Genomic DNA, 21,635 nt, shown 5'->3' with positions numbered 1-21,635 from the left:
GACAAATTTTACAAAAGATTTATTTAATTTACAAGCTTTCAAACTATAATACAAAATAATAATTTTACACCTTCTACAAATACACTCTATAATGTTAGAGAGAGAAAACAGAAAATATCGACATTTAATTGGCATGTAAAATGGATTCATTTGAATAGGAGTGATTGGATGGAAGTGCAAACAGAAACATACCGCGCAGCTATGAATGGAACATTAGAACGTCATTTTTCAGATATGATTGCCGTTATACCAACTAGAATTACAATTGAGCAGTTAAAACAGCGACTAGAAACGATCGCTACTAAAGTTGATGATTTAAAAATTGTTTATAGTGATGAGACAAGCCTTATTGTTGAATTACATATGGGTGAAACAGTCATACCGTATGAACTGCATATTGATGAACCGAACGATCCAGAAGGATATAAAATGTACAATAGACAAGATGCTACAATCGTAGATCGTAATTTTGAAGATGCAGCTTTCGGCACTGAAATTTTCACTCGTACGCTATTTGTAGGCGATGTACTGGACTGCTTTTTCCAGCAGTTACAGTTCTTATGGAATCTCGCCCCAGATTTGTTATTTGTAATCGATTCAAGTGCAGCAATGAAAGTGATATCTAGAAGCTATATTGAATATCACGTTGAAAATGAATTATTACCTGACATTCCTGACTTATACGTTATTCATTCCGTTTATGAAGACGATAAAGGCGGTGAGCCTACGCAATATTGGTTTCATACACATGGTCTTTTAAGAGCAGGCGTAACTGAAATAGAGTTAATTATTCCAAATCGCATTTCTTCCTACTACGGCATTAGCGATCTCTTTCAAACATTTGCTAATAATGCCGTTGAGAATGGACAAGTCCCTATGAATGAGCCTATCGTTATCGCGCATAGTCAGCAAGGTTCTATACATACAGTCGCTGTTCCGTGGGAAAAAGGATTATCTTATATAGGGCATAAAACGAGTATGGACCAATTATCTTCAATCGAGGATGAAGAAGTGAAACTACAACCAATAGATGCACAAAATACATTCTTAGGCGGAATGGATGCCCGAGATGAATACCATCAATCTCCATCCGTTCTCTTATTCAAATTTAATACTTCAGAAGAATATATTGAAAGTTTTTTCAAAGAACACGAGGAAGCTACAGGGCTCATGTTCTATAAAACAAATAGTGAAACCGATCGTATGGCTTACAATGCGAAAAATACTTTTGGGTATTTCAGCAACATTTTTCACATTGAACAATCAAATGAAGATTTTCGTTTCCTTGCTAAGTTTGGTGTCTCCTACGAAGAAGGAAAAAGTGAACATATGTGGTTTGAAATGCAAAACATTACGGAAGATTTCATTCAAGGAATACTCATTAATGAACCATATTTCATAGAAGATATGAGTGAAGGAAATAGTTATCATTTAGATTTTGATAACTTAACAGAGTGGGTTATTTATGCAGGAGATGCTGTTATAAAGCCAAATAACTTATATATGTTTATTGGCGAATAAGTATTTTATATAATAAACGAAACGCCTTCAATATGATTGAAGGCGTTTCTTATAATTTATTGTGCGATTAATTCAGCATCTATTACTTTCTCCAAATGAGATAATACACGCTTTGCAGCTTCCTCACCTTGATTCATACAGTCTGGAAGTCCAGCGCCAGCATAGGAGCTACCTGCCAAGTATATACCTGGCAACTCTTTCTCCATAAATGTTGTGAGCTGTTTCATTCGCTCGTTATGGCCTACTGTATATTGAGGCATCGCTTCTTTCCAGCGACTTACGATTGTAAACTCTGGATCCTCTGTAATGTCCATCGTCTTTCGTAAATCTTCTAGTACGAGCTGAACGAGTTCTTCTTCAGTTTGTTCTACAACCGCTTCATCACCAGCACGTCCAACGTAACAGCGAAGGAGTGTTTTTCCTTCTGGCGTTGTATGAGGCCATTTTTTATGCGTCCACGTACATGCTGTAATGGTGTAATCGCTATTTCGTGATACGACAAATCCTGTACCATTAATATCACGCTGGATTGCAGACTTTTGGAAAGCAAGTGCCACATTCGCAACGGATGTGGATGGAATATTACGGAAGAAACGAAACTGCTTGTACTGAGCAAACATGGACGGCAATACTTTATGCGAAGTTGCCACTACGATGGCGTCCGCTTCTATTTCTTTTCCGTTACTAAGAGTAATTGTATAACCATCACCCTGTTTTGCAACTTTTTCAATGCGAGTTCCCTTTATTATCGTACCTTCATGCATCTTTACTTCGAGAGATTTTACGATAGATTCTAAACCTGTTTTCACTGTTTGGAACATTCCCTTTTTCGGTTCAGCTTTCTCTTCTTTCGGAGCGAGCGTACGCATACCGAGTGAAATACTGCGATGTTCCTGCTCAATCTGATACATTTGCGGGAATGTTGACATTAAGCTCATTTGATCAATATCCCCTGCATAAATACCCGATAGTAACGGTTCTATTAAGTTTTCAACCACTTCGTTTCCAAGACGATGTCTGAAAAATTGTCCGAGTGATTGGTCAGATACTGGCTTTGACCTCGGCATTAATAGATCAAAACCAGCTCTTAGTTTACCAATTGGGGAGAACAGCCCGGAAAATAGAAACGGCGTAATTTGCGTTGGAATTCCCATCATTGATCCAGTCGGCATTTTATGTAACCGATTGTTTACGAGGATAAATGATTGACCAGCTTGATTATTTACAAGTTCATCGCCGAGACCCAATTCTTTCACTAATCTAGCTGCACTTTCTTTTCGTGCTAAGAAAGAATCCGGTCCGCGCTCAATTGTAAACCCATCTTTTCGAACGGTTTGAATTTTTCCGCCAAGTTTACCCGATGCTTCTATAAGTAATGTATCAATCGGCAAGTTTTTTTCATGAATATTTTTTTGTAAGTTATACATTGCTGTTAATCCAGTAATACCTCCGCCGACGATCACAACTTTTTTCCTCAAGCAGGCTCCCCCTTTCTTCTTACAGTACAGATTCTTTTTTCTTTAATACAACATCTGTTAAACAATCAATAAATGCGTCCGATGCATTTGGCATTTCTGGACGATAATATTTCGCACCAATTTCATCCGTTACAACTTTACACTCAAAGTCGTTGTCATATAAAACTTCTAAATGTTCCGCAACAAATCCAACTGGTGCATATACGAATGAAGTATAACCGTGCTTTTCATTTAGTTCTCTCGTTAAATCTTGTACATCTGGACCAATCCAAGGATCTGGTGTGTTTCCTGCACTTTGCCAGCCTACTGCATAGTTTGCTACTTCAGCTCCGCGCGCGATATAATCCGCTGTTTCATTTAATTGATCTGGATATGGATCGCCCATTGCAATAATTTTCTCTGGTAAGCTATGTGCAGATACGATTAATACTGCTTTTTCACGCTCTGCATCTGACATACCGTTATATATGCCTTTCACTGCATCAACCCAGTACTGGATGAATTTTGGCTCTTTATACCAGCTATCAATGCCGTGAATTGTTAAGTTTCCAAGTTTCTCAGCTTCTTCTTGTGCTCGTCCAACGTATGATTTCACGCTAAACGTAGAATAGTGAGGTGCAAGAACAAGTGCGATTGCATCTTGTATTCCGTCGTTATGCATATCTTTCACCGCATCTTCAATAAACGGTTCAATATGTTTTAAGCCAAGATACATATGGTACTCTACTTCATCTTGTACTTCATTTAAACGCTGTTCTAACTTCTTAGCTTGCTCTAATGTAATAGTAGCTAAAGGAGAAATACCACCAATTGCACGGTAACGCTCTGTTAAATCTTCCAGCATTTCAGGACTTGGCTTTCTTCCTCTGCGAATATGTGTATAGTAACGTTCAATATCTTCTTCTTTATATGGCGTTCCGTATGCCATTACAAGCAAACCAATTTTCTTTTTCATACAGCAATTCTCCTTTACTTCGCTAACTGCCCTTTAGAGTATTCATGAATAAATGTAGTTAAACGTTTTAATGTATCCGGATTTACTTCTGGGAATACACCGTGACCTAAGTTAAAGATGTAACCCGGCTGTTTCATCCCTTGATCTAAAATACCTTTTACATGTTCTTCAATAACAGACCATGGTGCAAGTAAGAATGAAGGGTCCATATTACCTTGTACCGCCTTATGAACGCCACGTGCACGTGCTTCTTCAATCGGTAAGCGCCAGTCTAAGCCGACTACATCAAGCGGTAAGTCGTGCCACTCATTCACTAAGTGTGCAGCTCCTACGCCGTGCATAATCATCGGTACACCCATCTTACGAACTTCTGCAAAAATACGCTCCATTGCTGGTTTAATAAATACGCGATAATCTGCTACATTTACTGTTCCAACCCAAGAATCGAAAATTTGAACTGCTTTTGCTCCTGCGTTTATTTGCGCTTTTAAATATGTAATAACCATATCTGCTAGTTTATCCATTAAAGCAAACCAAGCTTTTGGCTCTGCATACATGAACGCTTTCGTATTATGGTAGTTACGAGATGGACCGCCTTCAATCATATAGCTCGCTAATGTAAATGGAGCTCCTGAAAAACCGATTAACGGTACGTCTAACATTTCTGTCGTTAATAAACGAATTGTATCTAGTATGTACGGTACGTCATCTTCTGGATTGATTTCCCCTAGTTTTTCTACGTCTTGTAAAGAACGGATTGGATTATCAATAACTGGGCCAATACCTGATTTAATTTCTACATCCACACCAATTGCAGGTAGTGGTGACATAATATCTTTATAAAGAATTGCTGCGTCTACGTTATATTGATCAACCGGCAATTTTGTAACGTAAGCACATAACTCTGGATTATGTGTAATTTCAAATAAAGAATACTTTTCTTTAATCTTTCTATATTCCGGCTGTGAACGACCTGCTTGACGCATATACCATGCTGGTACATAATCGGTACGTTCCCCCCTACATGCTTTTAAAAATGTCTCATTTATAGTTCTTACCAAGACCCTTGCTCCCTTCCTTACCAATGCTTCGAATACGTTCGATATTTATCTTTTTTTACTATACAGCTTGTAAAAACAAAATGCATAATATTATGTACGTTGTTCATTAAATTGACACAAACATTCGTAAAAACGCTTACTATTTTCACAACATTCTTATTATAACACAGAGAAAAACTATGGTTTAGCTACTTTTGACTTTTCTCCTTCACGATTCGTTTGTGTATTATATGGTACAACGTAAAAGCTCGGTTTTGAAAATATGTTAACGAACTTTTCCTCATATTCCCCAGCACCATTTACAGTGCTAACATGTGTATGAATTCCGTTCTCCACTCTATAAATTCGGTACATAATTCTGTTATCTGGAAGTGGTTTCCAACTTAATTTTGCTTTAAATAAACCGAAAGGGCTAAATGATAGTTTCATTTTTACATCTTCAATTTTGCGCAGTCGAATCGGAGCGCCGATTGTTTCCACACCTTCAGGCTTCATAAACTTCTCTTTATGTTCTACATTAGCCTTCGTTAAAATTTTCTTAAACAATTTTGTCGCAGATGCACTTTCTCCTTGCAACTGATGCTCCTTATCCGTACGGTCATAACCAATCCAAACAGCGCCTACTAAGTTAGGTGTATAGCCGACGAACCACATATCTCTTGCTCCCTTATCGTCATTTGGCAATGAAGTTGTACCCGTTTTTCCAGCTAACGCACCGTTATATACACCAGCTCTCGCTGTTCCTTCCTTCACAACTCCTTCTAACATTTTCGTCATATACCATGCTGTCTGCTTCGAGAAGATTTTCGTCTCTACTTTTGGAGATTCCCCAATGACTGCACCGTGTCTATTTAATACTTTATCAATAACGTGCGGCTCAATAATATTTCCATTTGCTAAAAATGAACGATACATTTTTACAAGATCAAATGTTGAAACGCCATTTTTTAGTCCCCCAAGCGCTGTACTTAAACCAGCATCTGCAATATGGACATTTCCTTTTTCTAAATATTGCTTTCCTTCTTCTACCCCTAACTCATTTAATAAAGAAACTGCCGGTACGTTTGCCGACTCTAAAATCGCATCATACATCGTCATTTCTTTTGAATACTCATGATTATAATTTCGAGGTTCATACCCTTCAAAAGAATTTCTTTCATTTGTTAATAAAGAATACGGATTATACTTTTTCGTTTCTAGTGCTGGTGCATAAACGATAAGTGGTTTTAAAACAGATCCGGGCTGCCTTTTGGCAAAAACACGATTAAATCCTCTCGGGACGTACTTTCTTCCCCCAATCGCCGCTTTAATCCCTCCCGTACGATTATCCATTAATAAGAAAGCACCTTGCGCCCCTTCTTCTTTCCCAGGAAAATTCCTTGCATCTTGAAACTGGTTATATGCTACCTTTTGAATCTTTTCATCCATAGGTACGACAAACGTATATCCTCCGCGAAGTACTTCTTGATGAGACAACCCGTATAAACGAGCGGCTTCATCTATGACCATATCAATATACGGCATATATGCAAGCTCATTCTCATCTAAATTTTTATATAGAGCAATTGTCTTCCCTTGATAACGAACGCTTTCTTCTGCAGTCAAATAGCCTTGTTTATGCATAAGTGACAATACTAGATCGCGGCGTTCCTTACTCTTCTCTGCAGAATAGTACGGTGAATATCCGTTTGGTGACTTCGGAAGGCCTGCAAGCATTGCCCCTTCCTCTACTGTTAAATCCTCAACATTTTTATTAAAATACAACTTTGCTGCCGCTTGAATACCGTAAGCCCCATGACCAAAATAAATATGATTCATATACATTTCAAGAATTTGTTGCTTCGTATATTTTTGCTCTAATTGAAGAGAAATTGCGACTTCCTTCAATTTGCGCGTAAATGTTTTTTCACGAGTTAAAAAGACGTTTTTAGCGAGTTGCTGCGTAATGGTACTACCACCCTCTACCTTCTCTCTAGCTAACGTATCTTTATAAAGAGCACGGAATATAGACGGATAATCAATCCCTTGATGCTCATAAAAACGAGAATCTTCCACCGCAACAAACGCCTGCTGCACATACTTCGGAATTTGCTCGATCGGTACGAGGTCTCTATTTTCTACGTATAATTTCGTAATTTCTTTCCCTTTCTGGTCAACGATACGTGATGAAGAGTGGAAAACGAGCTGCTTTTCATCCATCATATAGCCACCAGCTAACACGATAAGTTTATAGAGTACAATCGCTACTACGAACGTTGCGACGCCGCCTAATAAAGTCCACTTTACTTTCTTCATACATCGTCCTTCTTTCCAAATGATGGTACATTTATTATTTGAAAAAGAAGTATCTTTATGTATATAATCTTCGAAGTTTTTTAAGAGAGTTGATATAATAGAAACAAACTAGTAAGGGGGCATTAAAATGAAGGCTATTATTTCATACGAAACACCTCTAGAACAAGCACATTTCACTGCAAAAAATGATGAAAAAAATATGTTTTATAAAGAAAATACAGAAGAATCTGTAGAAGGTTCACTTCAGTATGACGTACTAGATGCTGTCGGCGAATTCAAAGGACAACCTGGCTATATCGTTTGTAACAACATTTCTGTAACAGACGAAGGTCGCCCTGTATTTGAAAACCGCTTTAAAAACCGCGCAGGCCTTATCGAAAACGAACCAGGATTCCAAGCGATCCGTGTTCTACGCCCATTAAGTAACGATACATATGTCATCTTAACGATGTGGGAAACAGAGCAAAACTTTAAAGACTGGACAGAATCACGTTCATTCGAAAACGCTCATAAAAAACGTCCCACGCAAGTAGAAGGAAAACCTCAGGCTCAAGCGCATCCACATGCGGAACAGCAAAAGAGTATTTTCTCTCGCCCTTCTTTTGTGACTACTTTTGATGTGTTAGTTTAATTAAAAATTAATACAACACTAGCAGTACGTGAAATTATATTAACGATTTTCCGAATATATCTATCACATCTTGAAATATATCAACGATTTTCCGAATATATCTATCACATCTTGAAATATATCAACGATTTTCCGAATATATCTATCATATCTTGAAATATATCAACGATTCGACTAAAGATATCAATTTAATGACAAAAAGGAAACACCATTACACACCGGTGTTTCCTTTTTCTTTGTACCAATTATATATACGAAGTGAATCTTTTTTTCTCATATGCTTTACTTCATAACCCCGCCCAGCTACCGCTACAAGAGTTGTACATAATTCATCCTTTCTTTGAAAATACGATTGATTATAACCTACTGCTTGAACATGTCTTCTTCGCATTATTCCTGTATATTTCGAAAAATTACGATATACAACCGTTAGTTGATTTTCTCTTAATTCATAACCGCCACTTTTATATCTAGCATACGCAAGTAACGAAAACACGATAAATAACGGTAAAATAAAAAATAACGCAATATATTGTTTTAAATATATACTTACGCTAACAATTAGAACTGTGAGTATGATACTTATTAACCAGCCCATAATGAAATAACGACGCAACGCTGTTTTTGGTAAGTGAGCGATCTCCGCTTCAATTTCATAAGGTAACTCTAAATATGTGAGCAGGTGCTGTACATCTTTTTTCTTCATAAAAGGATGCAGCATCACTTCATTACTTGCTGCTCCAATACTGTGAATTGCTTCCACTTCAACAGCGCAATAACCAAATGGCTGGCGAAGCATACATTCTTTTACAGTAATCGCTTGAATTCGGTGCAATTTTAAGACAAACTCTTTCTTTTCAAATAACCCTTGAACGATACGAATTTCTTCCCCTTTTCGCTCAATTTTAAAGTTTGCATATTTCAACACATATCCAGCCGTGGAAATAATCCATGAAATTGCCATTAAAATTAATGCTATTACAATTAGTTTATAAACACCGTTTCCCATCACATACGCTTCTACTTTACTTGTGAATCCTTCAGGAAGAACAAAATCAAACTTTGTGTAAAGAAGTACCAGTCCAGAAAACACTAGTCCGAACCGACCAGATGTAATCGCTGCTGCTAAAACCTCTTTCGCTGTTAACTGATAAACCGTCTTGCTTTCTTCCTCTTCTATTTCTTCTTTTACAGTAGTTTCTTTCTTATGTAATAAAGAGATTAAATGTTTTGCCTCGTCTTCTTTAATACCAGCCAACATCACTTCTGGTTCACTACCACCACCCGCTACTTCTATATTTAACTTCATAAGCCCAAGCATCTGATAAATGACATTAGAAGACGTACTAACATTTTGCACACGTTCTTTATTTAAATAACTTTCCTTCTTTACAAAAACACCGTGCTTTATATGTAAAATATTATTCTCAATCCAGTACACTTTAAAATACCATTTAATTGCTGAAAAAATAGCCATGATGAATAAAACAACCAGAAGGAAAAGATAAAATAAATACCAAGGTTCCACTTGTTCATCAGGTTTAAATAAAACAAGAATAATAAGTGGCAACAAACTCGCAACTCTAATACCTAACAATATCGTAATCGGATGTTGCCTCTTATACATCCTTATCACTCACTTTCGCAAGTTCTCCAATTTGTCTTTTTAGCTGTTCTGCTTCTTCTTTCGTTAAACCTGGAATACTATGAGAAGTTGCGGCTGTTGAAATGTGTAATTCTGCTAAATTATACTTTCTCATGATCGGCCCTTGCTCAATCGTTACGTGCTGCACACGGATCATCGGAATAAGTACGCGTTTTACAACGAACATTCCCTTTTGAATCTCAATCTCTTCTTCATTTAATCTGTAACTATAATAGCGCTGACGTAAATTTGGAAACACAAAATAATCAAGTGGAATAAATGTAATAGCTCCTGTTACTAATAGTCCAAACAACCAGCCCCACCAGTTAAAGTTAATCATAAAAAAGAAATACGCAATTACGACTGTTAGTATAACTGCCGTCCCAATTAAAGCGTGAATTCGCCACACTTTCAGCATATTAGAATGAATCTCCCTTTCTAACGGCTGCATCTCATCACTCCAATTCTATAAATTTATTACTTATATATTATCAAAAAATAAGATTTCATATACATTTTTGTAAATTTATAGTCAAATAAAAATATATGAATCAAAAGCATATTAAAGAAACACACACCTCAGTGTTGAAAATTATGTATTATAAATATGAATTATATTGAACTAAAATAAACCTTACATGATTCATGTAAGGTTTATCGTTTTATACACAATATATTTCATTATTGTTGAGATATACTAGCATCGCTTTCAATTCGCTTTTCTTTTTGGCTCAGTTTTTTATCTTTAGATTTTTTTAACGTTAAAGTCATACCAATAAAAATAAAAAGAATTCCTGTTATTTGCATTAAAGTTGGACGGAATCCAGTAAGTACAGTATCTAATAATATTGCCACTGCCGGATCCAAAAAAACTAATATTGAGATTGTTTTTGTAGATAAATAGCGTAAACTATCAAAAAACAGATAATATACTATCCCTGTGTGAATAAAACCAGTAGCTATAATATATGTCCAATTACTTTGAGTGAGGCCACTAAAAGCATCTAAATCTATAAATGGTATTAAAAGAAATATCCCCAAGAATGTTTGTAAAAATGTCATTGCATACGCACTCATTTTGTTAATCCCTTTACCAAATAAAGTTGTAAATGCATAAAAGAGAGCTGCTAGAAATCCCCATATCATACCTGAAGACATTAATGAACCGACAGAGAAACTTCCATCGATACCAGCAATTAATAAAGCTCCTGCAAAACACACAATTATTGAAATGATAGATATGAATGTTAATTTTTCTTTAAAGACGATACTTCCAATTAACAGTACAATTACTGGTGCAAGATGATAAACCGAGATAGCAATTGTAACTGACATATTTTCAAAGGCTTTAAATAAGAAAACCCAATTAAATACTAAGAAAAAGCCACATATTAAAACTTGAATAACTTCTTTTCGTTCCCATTTATCTTGTTTATATTGCCCTGTAAGCAACCAGCATACACTTAAAAATATTGTCGCAAAAATACACCTTACAAACACTAATTCAAACGAAGGTAAGTTTGTTTGAACTGAAAAAAATCCAACTGATCCAAAGATAACCATTGATGCTATCATCTTTAAAGCCGGTACCGTTTTCTCTTGCTTAAAACTTTTTTGAAGCAAATTAATCCCCCTCCAATAAAAACTCGGTTTATAGTGAGAAAAACACCAGCCTAAAAAAGGACAGGTGCTTTTCCTCAAAAACACTCAATTATAAATTTTTCCCAGCAGTCCAACCACCATCAATTACAAAATTAGAACCAGTAATAAAGCGGGCCTGATCAGAAATCAAGTACTCAATACATGAAACAATATCCTGCGGCAACCCCCAAGTATCTAAAGATTGATTACTTTTTATCATAGACATCAAGGCTGTATTACTAAAGTATCCTTCTGTAAGTTCAGTTCTAATAACACCGGGAGAAATGCTATTCACCCTTATATTTTGCTTTCCAAATTCCATAGCCATCTGTTTAGTCAATCCGATTAAAGCATGCTTTGATGCAACATAAGCAGCTCGCTCTGGTTCAGCCATTAATCCAGAAACCGATGCTATATTCACAATACAACCTTTTATTTTCGATTCACACCATCGCTTAGCTACTTCCCTAGAAAGGATAAATGGGGCTACTAAATTTACATCAATTACTTTTTTAAACATATCATCGGATAAATGTAAAACAGGTGTTATCTCTCGAATACCAGCTGCATTTATTAATATATCAGGAGAAAGCTTTTCTAAATCTAATTGAGTAAAAAGATTATGAATCGCTTCGCTATTACTTAAATCAATTTGCACTACTTTCAAAGGCATATCTGTTTTCATATAATCTATTAAATTATTATTATTAATATCAAGCGCTATTACATGAAATGATTTTTCTAAAAAGTATTTTATACAAGCATGACCTATACCGCTATTGGCTCCAGAAATCATAATTATTTTATTCTCTCTCATTTTGTCTCCTTATAAGAAAATGTTACTAATAAAATATCACGAAAAGCCTCCGTACTACATTCTGTTCCAAGTGGCGTTACGGCATGGAAGACCTTTTGTCCAAATACTAAAGTTTCTAAAGGCTCCTTCAAACTTATAAACTGATTAATTTCCCGAGGAGAATTAGCTATTAAATTATCTCCACCAATAGCTGTATTACTTAAATTCATAAGGTGTAAAAACACTACTGGTTCATCATCTTTATGTAACCAAATAGGTGAACTAAAAGATGGTCTTTCTTTAGTAGCTTTATATCTTACTTGATGTAAACCTATAATTAAGTCTTTACTTGTATCTATTATATTTGTTTTAAATGCAAATTCAGTATCGAAGCGCACGATATTTTGAATTAAAGGATTACATAAAAAGCTATCATTTATGCTATTGAACTGTCTAACTTTCCCGCCATCGTCATAGTTATATTCTTTAGATTGGAAGTAATCATTACTATTATCTAAAATATAATCTGGTGAATCAACATACTTTATATACCTTGAATAAGATCTAGCACGACATTCACCGTATGCATCATCTTCCAAATTATAATAATCTAACTGTGCTTGTGTTAATAGACGATGATTCTCTTCCTCTTGTAAAAAGATTTCATTTGAAATCTCAAGGAATCCTTTAGATTCAAATTCATGTACCTTTTCTTCTATGCTAAAGCCACTCATTTTACTAAGAACAAACGTCATTATAAAAACCTCCACACTATTGTATTTTTCTATCTCACCCTATGTTAGAAATGCAATAAGTAACCGAGATTCTTGCTTAATAAAATTAAAAATTATGATATTCAATTAATACACCAAATGAAATATACGTAATTCATTAAAATTATTTATTAAGCAACATTATATATCCTTTCGGGTATTTTTTCTAATTATCTGAAGATTTATCAACATTAGTCTTAATATTCAAAAATAAAGAAATAGATTTTTCAGAAAGATAAAACTGCGCGTATTGCAATTATTTATGTATATAACTTTTTTAAAAATTATATTTTAAATATAGCTAGTTTTTTATAAATTTTTTGATATAATTACATACGGGAAAAGGGAAGAACTTTGTCTTCCCTTGTGTTTTTATTTGCATCTAGTACTTTTGCTAGATGCTTTTTTTTATGCTAAAAAGGGTATCCTCAAATACTTTGAGGATACCTTTTCCATCAATTAGTGCAGTTCAATAATTGTACCATCTTCGAATACTTTGAATACTCCAGTAAATCCTGGTCCAGCTGCGCCTTCTATTTTATATGTCGTACGCACTCTAATTTGATAATATTTCTTTCCATTCTCCACTTGCGTATTCTCTAGCGTGTAATCATAGTCTTCTTTATATTCATTTTTAATATATTCTTTAGCTTTCTCAAAAGTAAATGCATTTTGTTTTTTTTCTGTCTCAGTTTTTTGATTTTTTTCTGCCTCTACCTTCTGATTCTTTTCTGTCTCAGTTTTTTGATTTTTTTCTGCCTCTACCTTCTGATTCTTTTCAGTCGCTAGCTTTTGATTTTTTTCTGTCTCTGCTTTTTGATTCTTTTCTGTTGCTACCTTTTGAGTCGTTACTGCAGTGGTTTTTTGTGCCTTCGTTGGTGATTCACTTTTTGCATTTTTTTCTTCTTCATTAATTTTAGTAACTAATCCTACCGCTTTTTTATTATATTCTTCAAGTTTCTTGTTATCTTTTGTTTCTGCAACTAGCTTATTTAATATCTCTCTTGCTTCTGCATAATTTTTCTTACTTATTAACTCTTCACTTTTCGTCAGTTGCTCGCTATACTTCTTTTTTTGTTCTAAGATGGCTAGTAATGCTGTCCGTTCTTCCTTCGCTTGTTTTATAAGCGTAGTATTTCCATTCTTCATGTTCTCTACTTTTTCAAATGACTTGATTGATTCTTCTATCTTTGTTTCTTCTTTTAACTTCACAGCTTCAATCATTGCTTTCGTTTGTTCTACAAGAACTTTTGCATCTGAATCATCTTTTTTCTCATCTAGCGCTTGTTCAAATGATGATAAGGCATTTTTATATTCTTTATTCGTTAACGCGGTCTTTCCTTCATCCATTGCTTTTTCAAAATTACCATTACTACATCCAGCTAACATTAAAAACGTAAGTCCAATTACCATTAATAACTTTTTCATTTTCTCTCCTCCTATATATCCCTAAAATAATAACAGCATATGTATAAAAGTCTGTGTAGTAATTAGACTGAAAGTAAATATGTACTACGTTGTGTGTGGGAAAGGAATTATATTTCATTTACTATCATTACTTAAAACTCCTAAATAGTTGGTTTTCTTCTTCTTTTAAGACAGAAAGGAGTTTTAATAATGTGCGTAAATCTCTCACCAGGCTCTTTACTACACACACTCTTATACACATAGAAAAACTATTTTTAGGTTGCTATTTTTTTAACTTTACATATTCTCGGTTGATTGATACGAACCTCATTTTGTAACATAACGAAAGAAAAAAGAAAACAAACCGTAACATAAGTTACCGTTTGTAACATTACTGTAATATAAATGTAACATAAGAATTTTGAACATACAATAGTTTTTTTACATTATTTTCCCTTATCTACATTTTAAGGTGCTACTACAGTGCTAAAACGATTTTCATCTCCCACCTGTTATTGGACTATCATCCTTTGAGTACTTTAGGAAATAGACTTCTTTCCTAAAGTACTCAAATTAATTACAAAGATAACTCTTTTTTCATCCAAACATTACGAAGACCTTTAATCTTTTACTTTCACATTAAATATATATAGCTAACTTTTTTGATATAGTCACATTAAGAAAATAGGGCAAACTTTGTATTCCTTTTTGTTTTTATTTGTATCGAGTTCTTTTGCTAAATACTTTTTTATTTGACATAAAAAAGGTATCCTCAATTACTTTGAGGATACCTTTTCACCTTTATTATCTCTGCTGTTTTCTACCTAATATTAGTAATCCAAAACTCATCATTACAAGAAGTGCTCCCATATATGGTTCCACAGGCATTTTCTGCCCTGTCTTCGGTAATTCTTTTTCAAGTTTCTCTGGATTCGGTGTTCCAGGCTTTTCTGGATCTGGTGTTCCAGGCTTTTCTGGATCTGGTGTTCCAGGCTTTTCTGGATTTGGTGTTCCAGGTTTTTCTGGATCTGGTGTTCCAGGTTTTTCTGGATCTGGTGTTTCTGGGCCTGGTGGCGCTAAATGATTCAATTTGTTTAATACTTCTAATTGAACTGCATTTATCATTCCATTTGTAATTTCAAATGGAATTGGATTAGTTAATTTTTCATATCCTTTTGGTGCTTCTACTTCTACTAGTGTGTAGTTACCTACAGATAGATCTGTGATTTTTGCCTTTCCATCTTTATCTGTTGTTACTTTCACTACTACTTTTCCCTTTTCATCATGAACCTCAAACACAGCTCCTGATAAGACTTCCTTGCTTTCAGCGGCCATTTTTGTAATCTCCACTGAACCTTTGTCTAACTGTTCATTCTCTACTTGCAATGATAAGACTTTCGTCATACCTTTTGTAATTTCGAATGAAACTGGCTTTTCTAGTGGTTTGTAGCCTGCTGGTGTTTCTACTTCTACTAACTCATACTTTCCAATAGATAAATCTGAAATGTCTGCTTTTCCTTCTTTATCCGTTGTTACTTTCGCAACTACTTTGCCTTTTGAGTCACGTACTTCAAATACAACATTTTCTAATGGTGCTTTACTGTCTTTATCTATTTTTGTGATTTCTACATTCCCCGTATCTACCATTTCATTTTCTACAGTGAACGCTAAAGATTTTGTCATACCTTTTGTAATTTCAAATAGTACAGGCTTTTCTAATTTTTTGTAGCCTGGTAAACTCTCTACTTCTACTAACTTGTACTTTCCTACTGATAAATCTGCAACTGTTGCTTTTCCAGCTTTATCTGTCGTTACTTTCGTTACTCCCTTGCCTTTGTCGTCTTGAACTTCAAAGACTACACCTGCTAACGGTGCCTTATTATCTTTATCTATTTTTGTAATTTCTACATTTCCCGTATCTACCATTTCATTTTCTATTTTTAATGATAGAACTTCTGTCATACCCTTTTTAATTTCAAACGGTACTGGTTCTGTTAATTGTTTGTAGCCTGGTAAGCTTTCTTTCTCTACTAATTTGTACTTTCCTACAGATAAGTCTGAGATTTTTGCTTTACCATTTTTATCTGTCTTTACTTCCGTTACTACTTTTCCTTGTTCGTCTTGTACTTCGAAGACTACGTCTTCTAATACTTTTTGACTATCTTTATCTACTTTTGTGATTTCTACTGAGCCTTTGTCTACTAGTTCATTCTCTACTTTTAGTGATAAGACTTCTGTCATACCTTTTTTGATTTCAAATGATACTGGTTTCGCTAGTTTTTTATATCCTGGTAAGCTCTCTACCTCTACTAGCTTATATTTTCCTACTGATAAATCAGCAATCTTTGCTTTTCCTTCTTTATCTGTCGTTACTTTTGTTACTACTTTGCCTTTTTCATCTTGTACTTCGAAGACTACACCTGCTAATGCTTTTTGACTATCTTTATCTACTTTTGTAATCTCTACTGAGCCTTTGTCTAACTGTTCATTCTCTACTTTTAATGATAAGACTTCTGTCATACCTTTTTTGATTTCGAATGATACTGGCTCTGTTAGTTTTTTGTAACCTGGTAAGCTTTTTTTCTCTACTAATTTGTACTTTCCTACAGATAAGTCTGAGATTTTTGCTTTCCCTTCTTTATCTGTCGTTACTTCTGTTACTACTTTGCCTTGTACGTCTTGTACTTCGAAGACTACGCCTTCTAATACTTTTTGACTCTCTTTATCTACTTTTGTGATTTCTACATTTCCCTTGTCTAACATTTCGTTTTCTACTGTTAAAGCAAGAGATTTTGTCATGCCTTTTTCAATTTGGAAAGTAATCGGATCTACTAATTGTTTATATCCTTTTGGTGCTTTTACTTCTACTAACTTGTATGTGCCGACTGATAAATTAGTAACTTGTACTTGTCCTTTTTTATCTGTCGTTATTTTAGCGACTACTTGCCCTGCTTCATCTTGAATTTCAAAGACTGCATCAGCTAAAGCATCTTTATTTTCTTTATCTACTTTTGTAATTTCTACATTTCCTGTATCCACTAATTCATTTTCTACTGTTAGCTTTAGCGCTGTTACTCTCCCCTTTTCAATTTCAAATGAAATTGGCTTTTCTAGTGGTTTGTATCCTGCCGGTGTTTCTACTTCTACCAACTCATACTTCCCGATAGATAAATCTGAAACGTTTGCTTTTCCTTCTTTATCCGTTGTTACTTTCGCAACTATTTTTCCTTTTAAATCACGTACTTCAAATACAACATTTTCTAATGGTGCTTTACTATCTTTATCTATTTTTGTTATCTCGACATTCCCTGTATCCACCATTTCATTTTCTACTTTTAATGATAGGACTTCAGTCATGCCTTTTTTGATTTCAAATGATATTGGTTTTTCTAATTTTTTATAACCAGGTAAACTTTCTACCTCTACTAATTCATACTTTCCTACAAGTAAATCTGAAACATTTGCTTTTCCATCTTTATCTGTCGTTACTTTTGTAACTTCATTACCCTTTTCATCTTGGACGATGAATGTTACTCCCGCTAACGGTGCTTTATTATCTTTATCTATCTTTGTTATCTCTATATTTCCCGTATCTACCATTTCATTTTCTATTTTTAATGATAGAACTTCGGTCATGCCTTTTTTGATTTCAAATGATACTGGATCTGTTAGTTTCTTATAGCCTGGTAAACTTTCTTTCTCTACTAATTTGTACTTTCCTACTGATAGATCTGAGATTTTTGCTTTACCATCTTTATCTGTTTTTACTTCCTTTACTACTGTTCCAGCTTCATCTTGCACTTCAAAAACTACGCCTTTTAATGCTTTTTTGCTGTCTTTATCTATTTTTGTAATTTCTACTGAACCTTTATCTAACTGTTCATTTTCTACTTTTAACGATAGGACTGTTGTCATACCTTTTGTAATTTCGAATGATACTGAATCTGTTAGCTTTTTGTAGCCTGGTAAACTTTTCGTCTCTACTAATTTGTACTTCCCTACTGATAAATCAGAGATTTTTGCTTTACCATCTTTATCTGTTTTTACTTCAGTTACTAATTTGCCTTGCTCATCTTGCACTTCGAAGACTACGCCTTCTAATACTTTTTGGCTATCTTTATCTATTTTTGTAATTTCTACTGAGCCTTTGTCTAACTGCTCATTTTCTACTTTTATCGATACAGCTTTTGTCATACCTTTTGTAATTTCAAATGGTACTGGTTCTGTTAGCTTTTTATAACCTGGTAAGCTTTTCGTCTCTACTAATTTGTACTTTCCTACTGATAGATCTGAAACGTTTGCTTTTCCATCTTTATCTGTTACTACTTTTCTTACTACTCCATCTTTCTCATCTTGGACTTCAAATTCGACACCCGCTAATACTGCCCCGTTTTCTTTGTCCACTTTTGTGATTTCTATATTACCTTTGTCTACCATTGCATTTTCCACTTGTATTGGGAATATGCCGTCCCCTGTTACACTTACTTCGAACTCTGTTTCTTTTAATTGGTAGCCTTCAGGCGCTTTCGTTTCTTTTAAAATATATTTTCCTAGTGCTAACGGTTTAGAGATTGCCTTACCATCTTTATCTGTAACAATATGTTCGACTACTACACCGTCTTTTACTATATCAAACTCTGCATTTGCTAATGGTTTTTCACCATTTTCCGAATCAATTTTCTTTATTTCAATTTGACCCTTTTGCACAGTATTTTTAATTTCAATTGTTTTTGTTTCTCCAGCTTGAAGTGTAACCTCTACTGGGCTTGTTAATTTTTGATATCCTTCTGGTGCTACTGTTTCATAAACTTTATACGTCCCAGGAGCTAAAGTTTGAGGTACTGAAAAACCTTTTTCGTCCGTTGTCAGTTTTGCAACAACTTCATTTGCACTATTTCGAACTTCAAATTCGGCACCTTTTAACCCTTTGTTCGGATTCTCAGAATCTATTTTATGAAGCGATACTGTACCATCTTTTGGAGCTTCAGGCGGTGTAATAGTTACTTCTTTTGATGTTAATGTTTTATCATCAAAATGTAATTCCGCTTTATTAGGAATCTTCTTATCTACGTAAGAAGATAAGTCTGCATTATTTTTAATTTTCGCCTTGATACTAAGATTAATTATCTGGTCTTCATATGACTTATAATCAAAATTCTCACCAAACGTAAATGTTACTTCACTTCTTTGTTTATCTATATTTAACGTCCCTTTAGAAGTAATATCTTGGCCATTTTTATCATACACTTTTGCCTCTAATACTTCTAAAACATCTTCTAAATCATCACTAATTACCATAGATGTGTATTTAGGAGGATCGTTCGGTATATGTGTACCAACTTGGTATTGAATAACTTGATCCATTTGTGTTAGCTGCTCATTCTCTACAAGCTTGCCATTCTCATCAACTATATTTTTTTCAATGCTAGGTGGATTATTGTCACCTGAACCGGATCCTCCCCCACCACTCACAAATACTTGTCCTACTTTTTCTTCAGTTTTAATATTTTTACCTTCTAATTTCACAGTATTTTTATGAGGTTTTGCAGCAGGATTTGTAACCTTTGTTTTATATCTTAAAATATAGCCTTTTGAACTGTCTGGAAATTCAATTGTAAATCCAGTCTTTGTTGCATTTATTTTAATGTTAGATAAATTTGCTGGCTTAATATTTGTTGGTGCATAACCATCTTCAAATACAGCCTCTTCTAATACTACGCTGTCTGTAATTAACTCATGCCCAGGTCCTAATGTATCTGTTAATTTAAGATCTTGCATTTCTGTTCCAGTTGCATTTACATATACAAGCCAATCAGCAATAGACGGATCTTCTTGATTATAAGAACCCCATTTCAATAGATTTTCCGTATTGGGTTGTGGCTTCGGTCTCTCTGTCGTATTACTTACATTTACTTCTTTATTTACGATTTGACCATCAACGTTAAATTCTAATGGAATTTCTTTAACACCATCATATGCTTCTAGACCAAAGTAGAATTCTACGAATAAAGAACCTTTAATGTTGTTCTTTCCTTCTACGTAATCACCCATAGTACACGTTAATAGACCCTTTTTCATCTCACATGTACCAACTGTTTTTCCTTCAGCATCTTTTAAAGGAAAACTCATATTCATAAGGTCTTTTCGAAACTCTTTTGGCATATCAATTGTGAATTGATCTCCACTTTTTATTTTTTCTTTAGCTGACCACTTCACTTCTACTTTCATACCATCTGAGGCTTGATATGGTTCAGATGTCGTGCCATCAGTACGGGAAATATTAATTTCGTCCACTGGACTTTTCATCACAGCAGCTTGAATAACTGGAGCCCACACATTCAGCACTGAAAATAATACTAGAAAAACTAATGAAACCATTGAAATATGTCTTTTAGTACTTTTCATTTGCATAGTTCCCTCCTAAATTTTTATATTTATATAACAAAAAAAGATCGTCCGGTTGCATCAAAAATGTGCAACCAGACGATCTTAGTAACCAATATGTATTACCGTAGACTCTAAGCTTTGCGGCCTATCCTTTCGAATAGTGTGCTAAAAATATCTTTTATTCTTTTTTTGTTTCATTTTCCTCTTAAACCAAATATTACTATACCGTCTGGACGGTTATAATTCAATACTCTATAAAATTGTTCTATTTTTCTAATAAAAAAAATAATTCACCACTACATTAAAGAAGCAATGGTGAATTATTTTAAAATTATATAGTTCGCATATTCTATTTATATGAATTACTAATAAGAGCTTGAATTACTTTTTCTCTTAACTCGGGGCTTAGTCTTCCAACCCCTAAATATTCCGAATACCATAATCCATCTGCTGCTAATCTAATAATTGTTGCACAAACTGAATCTATCTCATCATTTTCTATATTTTTTTGCAGTTGCTGAAATGATTGTTGTAATGGCTCAAGTAATTCAGGTTTTAACATGAGTGCTGCCATCATACTGCTAGACAACTCTTCTGTTCTTCTCTCATTACTTAATCTTTCCTCTACAAAAGAGCGAACCCATCTCCCTTTCCTCTCTGAGTCTTCCGCTACTTTATTGTAAATGGCCCCTTCATAATCCTCTACCCCTCGGACTATCATACCTTCTATTAAAGCTTCTTTATTTGAAAAGTGATACAATAATCCACCTTTGCTTAAACCCGCCTCTTTTGCCACTGCTTCCAAGGTTAATTTAGCAACCCCTTTACATTGTACAATTTGAGAAGCGGCCGTCAAAATCTTTTGCCGCGTTATGCTTATACTCATTCCTTTTTAAAACCCCATTTCTACTAAATTTATATAAATACGAATCTTATTTTTAATATTGTTGATTACTACTAAGTATTTTCTTTATACAACAAAAGCTTCATTACCTTTGAATTTTTAGTTACTTATTCTATTAAAAATTTCCATATCATTCAATAT

General features: G+C 34.4%; 14 protein-coding genes and 1 riboswitch. Of the genes, 2 read left to right on the top strand and 12 right to left on the bottom strand.

From position 1 onward, the window contains the following. Positions 1-168 precede the first annotated feature (168 nt). Positions 169-1,521 carry a DUF4026 domain-containing protein gene (locus BHV55_RS05780; protein ID WP_070757234.1) on the top strand — a complete coding sequence of 451 codons (1,353 nt, stop codon included), beginning with the start codon at positions 169-171 and terminating at the stop codon, positions 1,519-1,521. A gap of 56 nt (positions 1,522-1,577) precedes the next feature. On the opposite strand, the gene hemY is transcribed toward BHV55_RS05780, so the two are convergent. The 4 genes from hemY to BHV55_RS05760 form a co-directional block, all read right to left on the bottom strand. After that, positions 1,578-2,999 carry a protoporphyrinogen oxidase gene (gene hemY, locus BHV55_RS05775; protein WP_048568196.1) on the bottom strand — a complete coding sequence of 474 codons (1,422 nt, stop codon included), beginning with the start codon at positions 2,997-2,999 and terminating at the stop codon, positions 1,578-1,580. 19 nt (positions 3,000-3,018) lie between these two features. Then, positions 3,019-3,954, bottom strand: coding sequence for a ferrochelatase (gene hemH, locus BHV55_RS05770; protein ID WP_000726800.1), 936 nt, complete (start codon positions 3,952-3,954; stop codon positions 3,019-3,021). Positions 3,955-3,968: 14 nt separating this feature from the next. Next, positions 3,969-5,015, bottom strand: coding sequence for a uroporphyrinogen decarboxylase (hemE, locus tag BHV55_RS05765; protein WP_000252605.1), 1,047 nt, complete (start codon positions 5,013-5,015; stop codon positions 3,969-3,971). Positions 5,016-5,192: 177 nt separating this feature from the next. Then, positions 5,193-7,310 carry a transglycosylase domain-containing protein gene (locus BHV55_RS05760; protein ID WP_048568197.1) on the bottom strand — a complete coding sequence of 706 codons (2,118 nt, stop codon included), beginning with the start codon at positions 7,308-7,310 and terminating at the stop codon, positions 5,193-5,195. Between the two features lie 127 nt (positions 7,311-7,437). Here BHV55_RS05760 and hmoB point away from each other — a divergent pair, with 127 nt between their 5' ends. After that, complete coding sequence (gene hmoB / locus BHV55_RS05755) at positions 7,438-7,941, top strand: heme-degrading monooxygenase HmoB (RefSeq protein WP_016109457.1); 504 nt, start codon at positions 7,438-7,440, stop codon at positions 7,939-7,941. Between the two features lie 211 nt (positions 7,942-8,152). Here hmoB and BHV55_RS05750 read toward each other — a convergent pair whose 3' ends face one another. From BHV55_RS05750 to BHV55_RS05715, 8 genes are all read right to left on the bottom strand, one after another. Beyond that, on the bottom strand, positions 8,153-9,568 hold the full coding sequence (locus tag BHV55_RS05750; RefSeq protein WP_048568199.1) for a PH domain-containing protein: 1,416 nt from the start codon (positions 9,566-9,568) through the stop codon (positions 8,153-8,155). Next, on the bottom strand, positions 9,561-10,037 hold the full coding sequence (locus tag BHV55_RS05745) for a PH domain-containing protein (RefSeq protein ID WP_001182725.1): 477 nt from the start codon (positions 10,035-10,037) through the stop codon (positions 9,561-9,563). The genes BHV55_RS05750 and BHV55_RS05745 overlap by 8 nt, the downstream gene beginning before the upstream one ends. Before the next feature lie 230 nt (positions 10,038-10,267). Next, positions 10,268-11,209 carry a DMT family transporter gene (locus tag BHV55_RS05740; RefSeq protein WP_000939625.1) on the bottom strand — a complete coding sequence of 314 codons (942 nt, stop codon included), beginning with the start codon at positions 11,207-11,209 and terminating at the stop codon, positions 10,268-10,270. An 88-nt stretch (positions 11,210-11,297) separates the two neighbouring features. Next, positions 11,298-12,044 carry an SDR family NAD(P)-dependent oxidoreductase gene (locus tag BHV55_RS05735; RefSeq protein WP_070757235.1) on the bottom strand — a complete coding sequence of 249 codons (747 nt, stop codon included), beginning with the start codon at positions 12,042-12,044 and terminating at the stop codon, positions 11,298-11,300. Next, positions 12,041-12,778: a 2OG-Fe dioxygenase family protein gene (locus tag BHV55_RS05730; RefSeq protein WP_000144819.1), complete on the bottom strand. Its 738-nt coding sequence runs from the start codon at positions 12,776-12,778 to the stop codon at positions 12,041-12,043. Before BHV55_RS05730 ends, BHV55_RS05735 begins: the two co-directional genes overlap by 4 nt. A gap of 477 nt (positions 12,779-13,255) precedes the next feature. Continuing rightward, complete coding sequence (locus BHV55_RS05725) at positions 13,256-14,224, bottom strand: hypothetical protein (RefSeq protein ID WP_044584211.1); 969 nt, start codon at positions 14,222-14,224, stop codon at positions 13,256-13,258. A gap of 783 nt (positions 14,225-15,007) precedes the next feature. Then, positions 15,008-20,614 (bottom strand): SpaA isopeptide-forming pilin-related protein, encoded by a 5,607-nt coding sequence (locus BHV55_RS05720; RefSeq protein WP_070757236.1) that lies wholly within the window; start codon positions 20,612-20,614, stop codon positions 15,008-15,010. A 60-nt stretch (positions 20,615-20,674) separates the two neighbouring features. Continuing rightward, a riboswitch (cyclic di-GMP riboswitch) is annotated at positions 20,675-20,767 on the bottom strand. 172 nt (positions 20,768-20,939) lie between these two features. Continuing rightward, complete coding sequence (locus tag BHV55_RS05715) at positions 20,940-21,476, bottom strand: TetR/AcrR family transcriptional regulator (RefSeq protein ID WP_009327226.1); 537 nt, start codon at positions 21,474-21,476, stop codon at positions 20,940-20,942. Positions 21,477-21,635: the final 159 nt, after the last annotated feature.

This window comes from Bacillus sp. RZ2MS9 (assembly GCF_001816185.2).
Classification (GTDB): domain Bacteria; phylum Bacillota; class Bacilli; order Bacillales; family Bacillaceae_G; genus Bacillus_A; species Bacillus_A cereus.
This window is presented reverse-complemented; position numbering and strand designations above follow the sequence as displayed.